The sequence below is a fragment of the Bacteroidota bacterium genome (genome assembly GCA_018698135.1).
Lineage (GTDB): Bacteria > Bacteroidota > Bacteroidia > CAILMK01 > JAAYUY01 > JABINZ01.
Window position 1 is genome coordinate 30,658 of the sequence record JABINZ010000002.1, and the last position, 15,919, is coordinate 46,576.

Sequence of the window (15,919 nt, forward strand, 5' to 3'; positions counted from 1 at the left end):
AGACTTGGCGGTTTGGTCGAGTTTGGCTAAGATGATTTTTCTGAAAACTTTAGCCGAAAAGCTGTTGGTGTAAATCCTGTTGCATTTTTAAAAAGTGTATTGAAAGATGATTTTGAATTAAAGCCTGAATCGTATGCAATAGCCAATAAGGTGTAGTGTCTATATTGGACAGAAAGCAAGCGTTCTTTCGCTTCGGCAATGCGGTATTCGTTAATAAACGTATAGAAGTTCTTCTTCAATTGCTCATTGATTATTTGTGTAAGATGATGTCGTGGAATTAGAAGTTTTTCTGCAATATCTTGTATACAAAGTTTTGGATTTAAATAGAGCTTTTCATCCTGCATTAGCTGAAGTAAAAGTTTCAACTGTTTTTCCCCCTCACTACTTTTCAATCCTGATTTTTGATATTTTATTTCCTGCATGTTTTTTTCCTCAGCATTCTTTGTTACAGGGTCAGAATTTTGATTCAAAACGGCATAAATACGGTGCTGCTTAATTCCATAAAAACTAAAGGCGAAAGCAAAAAAAGTTAAACCGATAAACGAGAAAATTGTGGGATCAGGAGTGGGGGAATAAATAAGTATTTTAATTCCTCCAGCAATAAACATGACTAAATATCCAACAAAAAAGCTAATGGAAACTATCTTGAGCCAGTTTAGTGTTACTTTTTGTGAGATATAGGAAAACAAATTTCTGACTTCTTTTTGATGCTTATCTATTTTAACAAAGGTGAGGATACTATAGGTTAAGATGGAAATAAAAAAACTAATCGAATAAATCATTCGTAGCGAAATGTAGGTGTCATCAACAAAAAATTCATTCAGGTTCATCACCGGTTTTTCTCGGAATCCGATAGAAAGTCCGAGCAAAATGAAAAATGGAATGAAGTGTAAATAGTAAACAAGTTTAAAGATAAACTTTTCTTCAATCAGCGACTTTGTGTATAGGTAAAGTAAAGGACCATAAATGAACGGAAAAACCACAAAAGCAGTCAGTTCATAAATACTGATATTGATCAAGGTAATCAACATGGCAATGCCAATCAGAAACAGCCAGGCAGCCAGAATTTTGTCCGACATATTTTGCGGTCGCTTTGACGCAATTAAGATTCCGGCAAAAATAGATTGTGTGATTCCTATGTATAGTATGGGTTCCAAAATCAAAGTATATAGTCAAAGATAATGAATGTTTGCTATTTCGTAAGAGGAAAGTTTAATTTAAGACTTCCAGAAATGTGCGTTATTGAATAAGCACTTTTTTAATATAAAAATCTTCATCAATTTGAACTAATACTGTATAAATTCCTTTTGAGAATGAAGTCGTATTTATTTGGATAATTTCTGATCTCAGTTCAGTTGCATGGCGTTGGAATTTAACTTTTCCATCAATTGTATAAAGCATCAGTAGGCTTGGTGTTTTAGATATGCGTATATCCAGTAATCCATTAGTAGAATTGACTATTTGGATATGTACTTTTTTTGCTTTTTCCTGAATATTGCTACTTGGCTCTAATACTTTAATCTGAAACGCTCTTGTTACACTTCCTTGTACATAACAGGGTGTTCGTAAGGATACACTAAAAGAATAGGGAATATCGCTAAGCATTGACTGATCTGGTTGCCAGCTAAAAATACCACTTGGATGATTCGTTTGTCTATAATTATCTGTCCATATGGCTCCTTCAATATCTCCATAGTACTTAAAAATAAGGGTGTCCTGCGGATCAGGATGCCATGAGTTCACTTCAATTGTCAAGGTCGAGTCAGGATTCACTTCATAGTAATACGAGTCTGTTATTATTTTGGGGCTGTGACTAAAGGTGTCAGGAATAATGTAAACTGCCTTTTCTACATGCATTTCTCCAATTAAATTTCCATTTCGGTATTCTCCAATTTTAATGGCATATGCATATAAACCAGTATTAGTGGGTGTAAATGTTATGTTTCCTGTTTCGTAGTTAACTTTCAACCCTTTTGGAGGATCAAGAGCATGATCAGGAAAACCGATAAAATCAATGAATCGATAAAAATTATAATTGGTTAGAAATGATACATCACCATCCATTGTTTTGGGAGGTACAATGGTGAAAAGAACTGAATCTAATAGCCCTCCTGTTGCCGATACATCTATATCAAAATAACCCTGATTTAAAGATGAATTTAGATTATTATATTTCATTGAAATTTCTCGTGATGAAATTTTTGGAGAATTATCAAATGGATAAACACACCTATTGAGTATAGAATGAATATGAAAGGACTGATTTGGGATTATATTTTTAAATAAACTACTTCGGCAACAGTTTTCGTAGACTAGCCGGATTTTGCATGTACTGCTATATTCAGATGTTACTAGAAGAGTTGTATAGGTATACAGTTCAAAACCTAAAGGATATTCACAATCTGATGATTGACATTTTGTACATGCAAAGGCATTGAATTTCCTGCAACTGGGTGTAATATCATAGACTGATCGCTTTTTAATGACAATTGTTTTAAGCAATTTATTTGTTTGATGATTATAAACTAAGATCTCAGCATCCGTAAATTCTGCAGCAGTACAGTCTCGATAAAGTTCCATTTTTATTATAAAACTATCTTGTCCAATGCAAGTCCAGCTAATTGCACCGGCTAAAATATTATTATTACTAAACAAGCTGTTTGAAAGTATAAGAACAAAGAAAACAATAGCTAATGGTTTTTTCATCATCTGAGCATTGATTGTATTAGGATGTATTAGTATCCTAACTTTATTAAAAGTAACCTATTTATTAATGGATCACTAAACAATCGATAATTCATCAAGACTATTTGCAATTGTGAATAGTTCATGACTTGAGGAATCCGAAAATTTAAAATTAACTATTTGCTCGAAAAATTGAATAAGAAGATCATAATAACCATGAGTATTGAAGATGATTACTTTTTTCTTTAAATAAGCAAGCTGGTTGAGTGTAATAATTTCCAACAATTCTTCCAACGTTCCAAAGCCTCCCGGCAAGGCGATAAATAAATCAGCCATTTCAAACATAATCGCTTTTCGCTCAGCCATTGTTTTGGTCACAATAGTTTCCTCATCATTTTCTCTGACAATACCTTTTTGATTCAGTTTTTCAGGTATAACTCCAATTACCTTCCCTTTATTTAACTGGACATGGTCAGCCACTTTTCCCATCAAACCTTCTTTTCCTCCTCCATGAATTAATGTATGTCCTGATTGACCAATTAAATTTCCTAATTCAGCAGCGGTGTCAAAATACTTTTGATCGATATGTTTACTAGATGAGGCAAAAAGACAGATGTTCATTTAGTTGCTTTGATATATGTTTTTGTGATACGCTTAAAATCCCGTTTTGTTAATTTGCCCATCCCACTTAGCGCATAATACGAATAGCATAAGCGAGTATGCTGCAGGTCAATAATTTGAATGCTTTTATCATAGGAATTTGTGTTAACCAAATAGCAATAATCTGATTCATTTGAACTAATGGCTGTTTTAATCCAATTTTTATTTGAAATGATAAAAGGGAATGGATAAACACCCTTAATTTTCTCTTCACTAAGTTTAGGGGACAACATATCCGGATCAATCAGTAATGTTTTTGTTTTAATGATGTTGACTTTTCTGTTATAGTATTCTGACAAGTGTTGATTAATACTTAGTTCATTTCCTCTTATCCCATTAATACGCAGAGCATGTAAAGATTTTTGGATAGAACTAACCATTAACTTTAATCGATAAGCAGCCTGCATTCTGTCTTGTTCCAAACCATAAAAGTCGAATGGAGAGAACGCAACTAAATCGCTGAATTGGTATCTCGAAAGTTTATTTCGACCTCCATTAATCAGGCATAAATAATGTCGCGTTTCAATATTTACAGAAATATCATTATTACGGGTAAATTCAAAATTATGTGCTAAGAGGAAAGAAAAAGAATCATTGGAAATGTATTGCTGGATTTCGTTTTTACTGATGAATTTATAGGGTGTTGTAGTCCATTGTTCTTTGATCGCTTTTACGAATGCTGAATCAAATTCGGTATGGTTTTGCAGTACAACCAAGGTTGTTGTTTGATGAAAGTTTTTCACTTCCTTGGAATTGCTTGAATTCGGAGAGTATTGGCCATAAACACAATGAGATAGAATCAGAAGAAAGCTTATTATTGAGTAGTATTTCATTATAATACAATCATTTTGAGTGTTTGACTAATTTGATTTCCTATCACCACAGAGTAGGTATACAGACCTTTAAATTCTCCATTATTAGTGAAAATATACGTATTGATTCCGCCATGTAATTGAATCCTTTCAGTAAATACAATTTTCCCAGTTATATCTCGAATGACAATAGAGGCGTTTTTATTTTCAATTTTTGGTTCTGCAATGATTTTAATTTTGCTTGTTTTGAAGAATGGATTTGGACTATTTTGTAACAATGAAAAGGTCTGTTCATGATACTCTTTTAGCGACACTTTGTATTCGAATGAAAATTCTTCGGAAAACAAACTTGATATTCCATTTTCAACATTTGCAACACTAAAAAAATATGTTTTGCCAGCATCCAGTTTATTAATATGAATTTTTGAATTTCCAGTAAAAGACATGACCGTATCAAAATATAAAGTGCCTGATCCTTTTGATCGAATTCCAACACGGTAGTTTTTAAACAAGCTATCCTTATCTTTCATTAAAATATCAATACCTGTCCATACAGGTATGAATTCAGGATTTGGCACAAGAGGAGAGTTTGCAATTAAACCTACATTTATGCCATTCGATAGTGCATTTCTTCTCAAGTAATTCAGGTTAACAAAAAAACTATCAATACTTCCATCTGGTGGTTGGGTTGTATCAACTCCAATTATATCAGTAGATGTATGAGTCCTGTCAGGCAAAATACCTTTCCCATTTCCATGCTCATTGGCAGCACAATAACGTATAGCAGCATAACCTTTTTTTCGAAAAGGAATATGATCACCACCTCTTCCTGTACGATCTTCCATAATCATTAAATTAATAATTAAGGGGTACAAAAGCTTGGGATTTATTTTTTCTTCCTGATTCATTTTAATATATCGAGCCAACTGTTTGTGTGATGAATTTCGAAATGAATCGTTTATTTGAGAATAGGAGAAAATACGAACATGAGTGCTGTCGGTATGTCCTGCATAAGGGCATGAAGGTAGCGAAGATGTATATCCACAATAAATTCCTCCAACAACATCATTGTTAAAAACAGCTTTAACCAGCAAAGCCTTGTCGGCACAATATTGAGCAAATGCAGTAGCACCATGTAAGCCCTGATCTTCACCAGTTGTTGTCGTAAAAACAATGGTTTTATTGAAAGCATACTTACTCATGACACGAGCAAGTTCCATAACCAAAACGGTTCCCGATCCATTATCATCCATGCCTGGTGTATAACAAGTAGTATCGCAACCACCTTCACAACGGGTATCAAAATGCCCTTCTACTATCAAAATCTCATCACTTGTTGGATCAAGTCCGGGTAGTACTGCCATAACATTTTTATGACTCCCCATACCACAAACCGATTTGTTAAAGTCAAGATAGGAAGTGATCAGTCTGTTTTCATTTTGTTCACTGAATTGTTGAAATTTAGCATAAATCCATCTTCTACAAGCTCCTATTCCTGTATTGTTTGAATGTGTATCTGAGGCCGTATTTCTATTGTAAAAAGATTCCAATTTTCGCAGATAACTGAATAATGAATCGTTTGAAATCTCATTAATAAGTCCATTAATCAGCGAGTCTTGATTTTTAATGAATAGAGTAGGCTGATAATCCCCTCTGTTGTAGTTGCCTGTTAAAATGTTTTCAACAAGCTGATTGCTGACTTGAATGTTTGTTTGCGCAAAGTTGAATTGCGGAATAAATGCAAAAACTATGAACAGCAACTTAAATTGAGGATTCATATGTAGTAATTTAAATAATTCATATTGCTACAAAGATATAAGTTCTTTTAATCTCACAAGAATGATGTTATATGAAATCAGAACTGATAATTAGTTCAATTATTTTACTAAATTGTGAGTCATAAAAACTAACCAAAACACAATTAAAATCTATTTTATGAAAAAGCGTAGCATTACTGTATTATTTGCTTGTTTTATAAGTTTCATTGGGTTTTCACAAACCATTGTTACTACAGATGTACAAATGAGAAATGTTGTTCTTGAAGAATACACAGGTATTCATTGCGGATATTGTCCTGATGGACACGCCAGAGCAGAAGAGTTAAAGACCAACAATCCGGGACGAATTGAATTGTTAAATATACATGCCGGTGCTTTTGCAGTTCCTGCTGCTGGAGAACCTGAGTTCAGAACCATCTTTGGGGATAGTTTGGTTGCTCTGGCAGGGGTAAGTGGTTATCCTTCTGGAACGGTTAATCGACATATTTTCCCTGCAGTAGACGCCACTAAAACAGCATTAAGCCGTTCAGCATGGGCTGCTGTTGCTCCAGAAATACTTGCAAAGCCTTCGCCTGTAAATATTGGATTCAACTCAACTTTTGATTCAGCATCAAGGCAATTAACTATAGTAGTTGAAGCATACTATAGCATGAATAGCCCAGAAAGCAGTAATTATATCAATATTGCACTATTGGAAAATCATGTTATTGGTTATCAGTCCGATTATGCCAATGGAACACATACTGATTATGACCACAAACACATATTGAGGCATTTAATTACTGGTCAGTGGGGTGCAAAAATTACACAAACCAGCAAGGGATCCTTGTATACCAATACGTTTAATTATGTAGTTCCTGCAGAATGGGTCGCTTCTAATTGCGATGTGATGGTTTATATTTCAGAAAGCAAGCAGGAGGTTTATACCGGTTTTACTGCTCCAGCAGATGGCGGATCAGTAGATGGCACAACTGCCTTATTTATTGGTGATCTGGAACAAGCCGGAGTTGCTTTTGTAAAGGGAACTGAGGGAGCAAAGACAAGCTTTGATTTAGATGCATATAGTGCTTTAACAGGCACATCAGATTTTAAATTTGTTTTGACAAATGATGCGCCTCATGGTTGGATATCATCTTTTACAATTGATGGAACAGATTATTCTGATTCGACAATAATATCTCTGACTGATGCTCAAGCAAAAACCATTACTATCAATGTTACACCTGATGTAGCCGCTGCAATTTCAACTTTTACATTAAGCATGAAATCAATGGCAAATCCATTAATTGAAGAAAGGATTCAAAAAGTGTATGTGATTTCTGGAGTTACTGATTTGGTTCTTAACAATTCAGCTGCTTGGGGAAATGGAGATGAAGTACGAGCAAAAGACTTCGACAATGTAATCAAGGATGGTTTAACTTATGCTGGGAATTCATCATTTGCATCAGCTGAGTCGGAAGTAATAAAATTGATTAGCAGTGCCGATGTATTAAACGAAGTGCTGAATATTTATTACAATGTTGGCTGGTCATTTCCATCGATGAATGATGACTTGTGTAATTTCTTTGCATTATTCCTTGATAGAGGAGGAAATCTATTCGTAAGTGGGCAAGATATTGCCTGGGATAATTTTGATGCAGGTGGTTATGGAACAGCAACAACTTCAAGTTTTGTCACTAATTATTTGCATGCAGGTTATGTTATTGATGGAGATCAATCGCATTCTCAATTAACTGCAAATGGTGATGATGGTATTTTTAAAGCGGTGAACTCATCAGCCATTGAAAATAAATATGGCGTTAATCCAGACAACGGACAGCCCTATTTCTATCCTGATCAACTTTCAGTTGGTAGTCAAGGACAATCCGTATTTTATTACAATGGAAATACATCTAAAACGGCTGTGGTAAGAAGTCGGGTTGAAGATTATAAAACATTGTTTATGGGTGTTAGTCTTGAAATGATTGCTGATGTAGCCGTTCAAAAAGAAATCATGAAACTGACCTATGATTGGTTTAGTGGTTTATTATCAAATGAAGAATTCGATAGTAAGATGTTAGCAATTTCAGCTAATTATCCAAATCCGGCCAATCAGTATACCATGATTCCAATTCATGGTCAAAAGAAAGGACAAGTTGAGATTTATGATTTAGGAGGAAAAATCATTCAAAAATTATCCTATGCAAAAGGAACTAAAGAATTGAAACTGAACACATCCGATATGCAGGATGGATTGTATGTTTATAAAATTGTGGAGGATGGAAAAATAGTAAAATCCTTACTTTTTCAAATTATTCATTAAGCACATCTTTGAACACCAGACTAATCATTATTTTATCTAGTTTTGGTGTTCAATTTTAACATGTTTGATACCGAAAGTTTGAAAAAAATAACATTCATATTTGCCTTCACTTTATGGGGTTTATTCTTGCTAGCTCAAAAACAAGCTATTAAAAAGGACTCTTATCAAGCTATCATTAAATATGTATTTCAAACGGAAGGAAAAGTATATTCTTCACCGATTGCGACACAAGATACTATCATTGTAATTGGTTCAAATGATAAATGCATTTATTTCCTATCAGCCAAAGGTAAACTGAAAGCTAAGTATAAAACCGAAGGAAAAATTCATGCAAGTCCGTCAATAATAGGGAAAGGTTTTATTACATGTGGTTCCTACGATAACCACTTTTATGTTTTCAAACCTGATTTGTCTCTTCACCAAAAACGTTCTGAAGAAAGTGGGATTTTTACAACTACAGTTGATGTAGCCAAGGACACATTCATGTATGCTGTTGGAAAAGTAATCAAATTCATTAATAATTTTGACACAATTGTTCATGAAATAAAATTAGAAAAGTTAACACACGCCAGCCCTACACAAATGAGGGATGGAACCATAGTTATTGGCTCAAACGACAAATATGTGTATTTCCTGAACCGTGATGGGACGATAAAAGCCAAATATAAAACGGGTTCATGGATCATGCATTCAGCCCCCTTGGAATTACCTGATGGTACTATCGTTGTGGGCTCTTATGATAAAAAACTCTATTTCTTAAATCCGGATGGAAGCTTAAGAAATACATTTAAATGTGATGGCAGAATACATGCTAACCCTTTATTATTAAATGATACAACCATCGTTGTAAGTTCTTTCGATAAACACATCTATTTTATTTCCACAGATGGCAAGCTGATGAATAAAGTTGAAACAAATGGTTTGGTCTTTTCATCTCCTGCCAAATATAACGATGAAATTATTGTTTGTGGATCTTACGATAAACATCTTTATTTCATCGACCTGCATGGAAATATAGTTGAGAAAGTTAAACTCAATGGGAAAATATTTTCATCACCACTTGTACTTCCTGATAAAACTGTGGTTGTAGGATGTAATGACTACAATGTTTATTTTATTAAGCTTGAAGATAATTTATAGTATACATTAAAACGTATTCGTTTGACTGCCTATTCAAATTTACTTATCTATTATTTGTCGGGTACAGGAAATGCTATGCAAGCTGCAAAGTGGATTGCAGAGGATTTTGGAAATTCAGGAATTAAGTCTCAGGTGTATTCAATTGATAGGAACATCTCTTCGATTAAGCCAATTGCTGCTAACACATTGCTTGGATTTTGTTTTCCAACCCATGGTTTTAGTCTGGCTCCCTATATGCTAAACTTCATCCTGAAATTCCCTAAATGTACTAACAAAACGCATGTTTTTTTATTAAACACTCGAGCAGGTATGAAGCTTAGTAAGCTATTTCTTCCTGGTTTAAGTGGTCTTGCTCAAATTTTACCAGCGCTAATTCTATTACTTAAAGGTTACAAAATAAGATATATGCAGCCACTTGACCTGCCTTCAAATTGGATATCTATTCATCCTGGAATTAAGGCTAAAGTAGTTGCATCAATTTTTGAGCGTTGTAGAGGAATTGTCGGCAGGATGTCAAATCGATTATTGACAGGTAAAAGAAGATATCAGGCTTTCTGGTCCTTGCCTTTCGATTTAGCTGTGGCTCCAATCAGTGTGTTGTATTACTTTATTGGTCGTTATGGATTGGCAAAAACATTTTATTCTACCAAAGAATGTAATCAGTGTAATTTGTGCATTGATTTATGTCCTGTTCAAGCCATTTCATATAAGCGAAATCATCCCTTTTGGTCTTATAAATGTGAGAGTTGTATGCGCTGTATGAATATTTGTCCTGAGCGTGCCATTCAAACTTCTCATGGATATTCTATCCCCTTGTGGATTGCCATTTCAGGCATTATTGAGTCATTTGTTTTCTCAGAAATTAACAAAATCTCGGATGTTCTCTCTCAAAAAAATATCTGGACGACTATTCTTGATTTCCTAATTCAGGGAATCACTTTTCTATTGGTTATTTTTATTGCTTATTTCTGTACACATTTCCTATTAAAAATAAAGGTTGTTGACATCTTCTTTCGCTATACTTCACTCACATATTTCAAATTCTGGAGACGGTATAGAAGCCCTGATACAAAAATAAGTGGGTATAAAAAAGATCGGATTCAAACTACTTGATAAATTCTATGCAAAATGGGTATTTATAATCCTGATCCATTGTGGCTTTGATGGCATTTATAATGGAAATGGCCGTTATAAAAACGCCCATAATAGGGAGAACTAAAAATCCAATTACGACAAATATGAGCATTGAGGCTGCAAATAAATAGATGCAAAAACTTATTTGAAAGTTTAAAACAGCTTTGGCATGTTTATCAAAATCAGGAATCTCATCTCGCTTAAATAGCCAAATTAATAAGCCAATAAGTACAATGGGCATGATGCTACTCACATGCAAAGCTGCAATCCAAAATTTGCTGTAATCCTTTTGAATAGGTGTATCCATATCTATAAATTCATTGATGTCGACATCAAGTGCTTTAGCAATTGCTTTAAGCGTGTAAGCACGTGCAACTACATCTCCTCTTTCGAGACGCTGAATAGATCTGATATTAAGTTTTGAAGCTAATGCTAATTCATTTTGAGTTAAGCTTTTTACTTTTCTTAATTCAGCTATTTTTTTTCCAATGAGTTGCGAATGCATGTTAATTGATTAGGATTCAAATGTAAAACAGCAAAGTATGATAGATGAAAAATAGATACGACATTTGTACGACATATCTTATTATTCGATATTTTATGGTGTTTTCAAGCTATTCTTTTTGGTCAGTATCTTTCTTTTTTTTCTTTCGAATAGCTGTTATAATGTAAAAGCATGAAAGACCAATAAGTATAATACCTAATGGTGCTTTTTTTGGACCCAAATACAATAAAATGACACCCAAAGGAATCATCACCAGACCCAACATCCACATTGCCTTATAATTTGGTTCTTTTTTATCAGTCATTTTAATTTCTTTATTCAAATTATACTTCAAAATTACCGAATGCAATTTGATTGTGTTTGTCAATTGAATAATAAAAAAAACCGTTTCAATTGATGAAACGGTTTCTCATAAGTACATAATAGACAATAGCTCTATTTCTTCATAATTTTTTTGGAAATACGACCTTCTTCAGAATCAATAGTTAGGAAATAAAGTCCGGTTTTTAAGTTTGATAAATCAATAACTTTATTTAGATTTTGAATTTTACCCGATTCAAGTCGCTCAATTTCTTTTCCTGTAATGTCTTGAATGGAGATGCTAACTTGTATTCTTGAATTTAATTCAATTTTCAGATGTAATTTGTCATCAGCTGGATTTGGATAATATTCCAGATGTTTTAAGAAAGTGATTTCATTAATTGAAACGTAATTGATGTATGTTTCAGTTGATGTAGCCAAACAACCATCGTTGTTTTCAACTACCACTTTATAATTTCCTGTTGAGCTTACAGTATAGGATTGGCTCGATGCTCCTGAAATTTCATTGCCATCTTTAAACCATTTGTATGACTTCCCATTATTGGCTGTAAGCAGGTATCCGTTAGTTGAAATGCTGGCACTCCACCCGCCACAATCAGTAATCCTGCGAATTACATGGTTTTCCATATCCGCTACAAATAATGAATTTCCATTTCCGGTAATTCCATTAACATTTTTAAAACGGGCGTCAGTACCATTTGCATCCCAAAACCCTGAAAGCGACCATTGTGTACTACCTGCAAAAGCTTGATCAAATTTCCATATACGATGTAAATCAATAATATATATGTCATTATTATTATCAATGTATAGGTCAGTTGGTGTCCATAAACCACTTACTACAGTTGTTACCTGACCTCCTGATATTTTCCTGATACTGGAGTTTAGTTTGTCAGCAACATAAACATCGTTACCCTTAACGAAAACACCGTCTGGATAGTTGAATGTAGCAGAAAGGGCAGGGCCATCTGCACTTCCAGAAACACCCTGTTGCCCAGCAAAAGTACTTACTGTGCCACTTGGGTCTATTTTCCTGATCACATTGTTTCCCCTGTCAGAAACATATACATTACCACTTGCATCTACTGCAACATCTGAAGGAAACATAAACAATGCATTATCTTTATCTCCATCATTGTATCCTGAATAGGAAGTATATGATCCGGCTTTAACATCATGTTTACCTGCAAAAACATTCACAGATTGTGCATTTCCAAGATTTTGATAAGCACTGATTACTCGTATTACATGATTGTCAATATCAGCAACATAAATTTCGTCATTTGGTCCGACAGCAATTCCTGCTGGTTGATTGAATCGTGCAACTGTTGCACTGCCATCCATAAAACTGGCCAATCCAATACCACCAACTCGAATTCGTACCTCATCATTTGCTGCAATTATCATCGTAATAACACAATTGCCTTTTTCTGAAATCCACATATTCCCTTTACTGTCAAATGCAACACCATGGGGATTGTAGAATTTGGCTGATAATCGATTTGCAGGCACAGATGTATTGCCTGAAGATTGAGGTGTTCCAGCATAAGTTGAAACGGTCTGTGCCGATAATGAAAAGGATAATACGGTAAGAAAAAATAGTGTAAAACGTAATTTCATAAACATAGGTTTAGGTTAATTATTATGCGAAGATATTTTTTGCATATAACCTACCAAAATGAAACAATCAACAATTCAAGATGAGGAATTAAATGAGTACCATTCGTTTTATTGTGTAAAAGCCAAATAATCCTTTTGTTTTGCTAATAATTAATGGTCGTGAGAAGATATTAGATTCATTTTTCAAAAGTATTTTGGGTTCCATACAATCAGTATAATCGATTTTTAACTCCTCCTTGGGAATCGATTTTGCCAGTTGTTGAATTTCATCTCTATTCAGTCTTTCTGATGGGTGTAAATTATAATAATTGGCTAGTTCTTCAAAAGATGCATTTGAAATTTTACAAACTTTGACCATAGTAGTATAGGCATCCATGTTTTCATAATATACCTTTTCAATTTGATAGAAAGACGTATCGGTGTCTTTTACAGGGATTATTTGATTTAATAATAGAATCAGGAAAGTGAACCATATTCCAAATCCAATGAGGTTGTATCCTACAAAATGAATGATACCAGGCCAATAATTCTTCTTGAAATAATTGTATTGAAAGACGGCTCCAGTAATGGCAGACAACAATATTAGTAAAAAAATATGTGGCGTAGAAATAAGCATATTATCGATTATATAATAAATGAATAATATGCCGGGAAAGATTGATGATAAGATAATTGAGTATGACCAATGCCATCGTCTGTTTAAAAAATTACGTTTAATATGGTGTACTTCCTTTGATGCTTTTGCCAAGGAATAATCGCCATATTCGTTTAATGGATCCTGATTTAAGAGCGTACATAAGCGGTAGTATAAATTAGGAGCTTTATTTATAAAAGTGCGTGGATCTTCAAAAAAATGCTCAACTGACACTGCAAAAAATTCATGAATATTGGCCTTAGCATATCGTCTTAGAAAATAGTCTTTATCCATGACCATTTTCTCAAATTCAATTTCTTCCATATCTGCCCAGCTGTCATAAAAATCAGCAAAAAGATAATCATAGTTATCGCCAAAGAGATAATTGAACTCCAAGGCATGAGTCATTTCGTGTAAACCCAGATTGATTCTATCTTTTCGAGTTCCAAACCCTTCTAAGAAATGTTTGTAAGAAAGATTAATAAAATCCTGAGTTCCTGCATTTCCTTTATGATATTGGCCTGTTTGCCTGAAATAAAACGAGTCGGGGTAAACAAATATTTTTTTGAAAGAGGCAAAGAAATAGTTTTTCAAACCAAATGTTAACTGAATGGCAGCAGCTGAAATTAGAACTTGCGTATCCAGTGTAACCTCAAAGCCTTCCTTTCCAATAAATTTTTTTGAGTAAATAAATCGATTTATTCGATTCAGGAATTTCGCTTTTGAAGCTGGTTTCAATTTTCGATAATAGGGAATATGCTCCAGAAGTAGTTCGTCATAGTATTTCGCATCACCTTTTAATCTAAAATCTTCAGGAGATTTACTTTGCCTATTTACCCGATACCAGAATGCTATTTCTATTACTTTGTAATATATATATCTGGAAGGTTGATAGAAAATAATAATTACTAAAAAGACAATAATTTCCATGGAGTAGTTTGATATGAAGACTAAGGAATAATAAAGCTAAATTGTGTTTCAAGTTCAGAAGCTGTGTAACTGACAACTGTTACTTCTTTCATAACAACATCGTTTACAGGCCTGTCTGATACTCCTGTGGCTACATCTGCAATGCTATGAACTGCATTAATTCCATTTACTACGATACCAAAAACAGTATATAAGTTATCCAAGTGTGGGGTTCCATTTTTATTTTCGACTATATAAAACTGACTTCCATTTGATTTTTTCTCTGGATTGTTATTTCTGGCAGCACCAAGAGAACCTAATTCATGTTTGATCGTGGGTAAAATTTCAGCAGTAATGTCATAACCGGGGCCGCCCATGCCTGTTCCCAAAGGATCTCCACCTTGTATCATAAATTCATCAATCACACGATGAAAAATTAAACCATCATAAAAGCCATCTTTACTAAGTTTTAGGAAATTGGCCTTGTGAAGAGGAGTTTGGTCGTATAACCATATCAGAATATCGCCAAAATCGGTTTCAATTTTAACTAATTCATGGAAATAAGTGAGCTCAACAGTTCCCTTTAATTCATCCAAATTGGCATCAGTAATGGTATAAGAATAGGTGCCAATTGCCAAGGATTCAAGGTCTTCAGTTACAGCACTTGTAGACCAAACTATTGAATAAGGGGCCGTTCCGCCAACAATTGTCAGGTCAATACTGCCATCATTACATGTTTGGCAGCTAGGATCAGTTTTACTGGCTGTTGCACTGAGTGGTAATTCATTTTTTTCATTGCAATTAATAAGGCCAAAACCTAGTATGGCAATGATTAGGGTTAATCCGATAAAATTTTTCAAAGTCAATTATTTTTTATTCATGTAAAGATAATATTTTCTATAAATCCTTGTGCATGGTATTTGCATAAATGCCTTTCTAATAAAATCAGTTTGCTTACTTTTGCCAGCTGATTAATAAAAATTTTATTGTTGTTTAATTTAAGATTGAAAAAAGGAAAAATGAATATAACAAAGGACAAAGTAATTGCTGTAACATACGAGTTGAAAGTAAATGGAACTAATGAAGTAGTTGAAATAGTTAAGGATGAAAATCCACTTTCATTTATCTATGGTTCAGGAACTCTTTTAAAAAGTTTTGAAGAGCATTTGAATGGATTAAATGTTGGAAATAAATTTGACTTTGTACTAAAATCGGATGATGCTTATGGTCCATTAAACGATCAGGCAATTATGGATTTGCCAATTGCCTCTTTCATGATAGATGGTAAGCTGGATACAGAAATGATTAAGTTAGGCAATAGTGTGCCTATGAAAGATAGCCACGGTCGACAATTCAATGGAAAAGTAATTGCCATAACCGAGGAAAATGTAGAAATGGATTTCAATCACCCCATGGCAG

Annotated in this window: 14 protein-coding genes; 4 read left to right on the plus strand and 10 right to left on the minus strand. The window is 33.9% G+C overall.

Annotation, left to right across the window (positions count from 1 at the left end; genetic code table 11):
- Positions 1-26 precede the first annotated feature (26 nt).
- The 5 genes from HOG71_00175 to HOG71_00195 all read right to left on the minus strand — a co-directional run bounded on the left by HOG71_00175 (position 27) and on the right by HOG71_00195 (position 5,935).
- Complete coding sequence (locus tag HOG71_00175) at positions 27-1,079, minus strand: AraC family transcriptional regulator (GenBank protein ID MBT5989245.1); 1,053 nt, start codon at positions 1,077-1,079, stop codon at positions 27-29.
- A gap of 160 nt (positions 1,080-1,239) precedes the next feature.
- On the minus strand, positions 1,240-2,706 hold the full coding sequence (locus HOG71_00180; GenBank protein ID MBT5989246.1) for a hypothetical protein: 1,467 nt from the start codon (positions 2,704-2,706) through the stop codon (positions 1,240-1,242).
- A gap of 75 nt (positions 2,707-2,781) precedes the next feature.
- The gene (locus tag HOG71_00185) at positions 2,782-3,306 is read right to left on the minus strand and encodes a TIGR00730 family Rossman fold protein (GenBank protein MBT5989247.1); all 525 of its coding nucleotides are present in this window, start codon (positions 3,304-3,306) and stop codon (positions 2,782-2,784) included.
- Positions 3,303-4,178 (minus strand): hypothetical protein, encoded by an 876-nt coding sequence (locus HOG71_00190; GenBank protein ID MBT5989248.1) that lies wholly within the window; start codon positions 4,176-4,178, stop codon positions 3,303-3,305. Before HOG71_00190 ends, HOG71_00185 begins: the two co-directional genes overlap by 4 nt.
- Positions 4,178-5,935 (minus strand): M28 family peptidase, encoded by a 1,758-nt coding sequence (locus HOG71_00195; protein MBT5989249.1) that lies wholly within the window; start codon positions 5,933-5,935, stop codon positions 4,178-4,180. Before HOG71_00195 ends, HOG71_00190 begins: the two co-directional genes overlap by 1 nt.
- A gap of 157 nt (positions 5,936-6,092) precedes the next feature.
- Here HOG71_00195 and HOG71_00200 point away from each other — a divergent pair, with 157 nt between their 5' ends.
- The 3 genes from HOG71_00200 to HOG71_00210 all read left to right on the plus strand — a co-directional run bounded on the left by HOG71_00200 (position 6,093) and on the right by HOG71_00210 (position 10,490).
- On the plus strand, positions 6,093-8,237 hold the full coding sequence (locus HOG71_00200; GenBank protein ID MBT5989250.1) for an Omp28-related outer membrane protein: 2,145 nt from the start codon (positions 6,093-6,095) through the stop codon (positions 8,235-8,237).
- Between the two features lie 78 nt (positions 8,238-8,315).
- On the plus strand, positions 8,316-9,377 hold the full coding sequence (locus tag HOG71_00205; GenBank protein ID MBT5989251.1) for a PQQ-binding-like beta-propeller repeat protein: 1,062 nt from the start codon (positions 8,316-8,318) through the stop codon (positions 9,375-9,377).
- A gap of 21 nt (positions 9,378-9,398) precedes the next feature.
- A complete protein-coding gene (locus tag HOG71_00210; protein MBT5989252.1) occupies positions 9,399-10,490 on the plus strand; it encodes a 4Fe-4S binding protein in 1,092 nt (363 codons plus the stop codon).
- Here the strand turns inward: HOG71_00210 and HOG71_00215 are convergent.
- The 5 genes from HOG71_00215 to HOG71_00235 form a co-directional block, all read right to left on the minus strand.
- Positions 10,483-11,016, minus strand: coding sequence for a helix-turn-helix domain-containing protein (locus HOG71_00215; protein ID MBT5989253.1), 534 nt, complete (start codon positions 11,014-11,016; stop codon positions 10,483-10,485). The two genes, HOG71_00210 and HOG71_00215, sit on opposite strands and share 8 nt — an antisense overlap.
- Before the next feature lie 109 nt (positions 11,017-11,125).
- Positions 11,126-11,320, minus strand: a complete 195-nt coding sequence (locus HOG71_00220) for a hypothetical protein (protein ID MBT5989254.1) — start codon at positions 11,318-11,320, stop codon at positions 11,126-11,128.
- 131 nt (positions 11,321-11,451) lie between these two features.
- Positions 11,452-12,957 carry a T9SS type A sorting domain-containing protein gene (locus HOG71_00225; GenBank protein ID MBT5989255.1) on the minus strand — a complete coding sequence of 502 codons (1,506 nt, stop codon included), beginning with the start codon at positions 12,955-12,957 and terminating at the stop codon, positions 11,452-11,454.
- Between the two features lie 88 nt (positions 12,958-13,045).
- Positions 13,046-14,521: a hypothetical protein gene (locus HOG71_00230; protein MBT5989256.1), complete on the minus strand. Its 1,476-nt coding sequence runs from the start codon at positions 14,519-14,521 to the stop codon at positions 13,046-13,048.
- Positions 14,522-14,541: 20 nt separating this feature from the next.
- Entirely contained in the window at positions 14,542-15,360 is an 819-nt protein-coding gene (locus HOG71_00235) for a hypothetical protein (protein ID MBT5989257.1), read from the minus strand.
- Between the two features lie 159 nt (positions 15,361-15,519).
- Between HOG71_00235 and HOG71_00240 the strand changes: the two genes are divergently transcribed.
- A partial coding sequence (locus tag HOG71_00240; GenBank protein MBT5989258.1) for a peptidylprolyl isomerase occupies positions 15,520-15,919 on the plus strand: 400 nt, incomplete at its 3' end.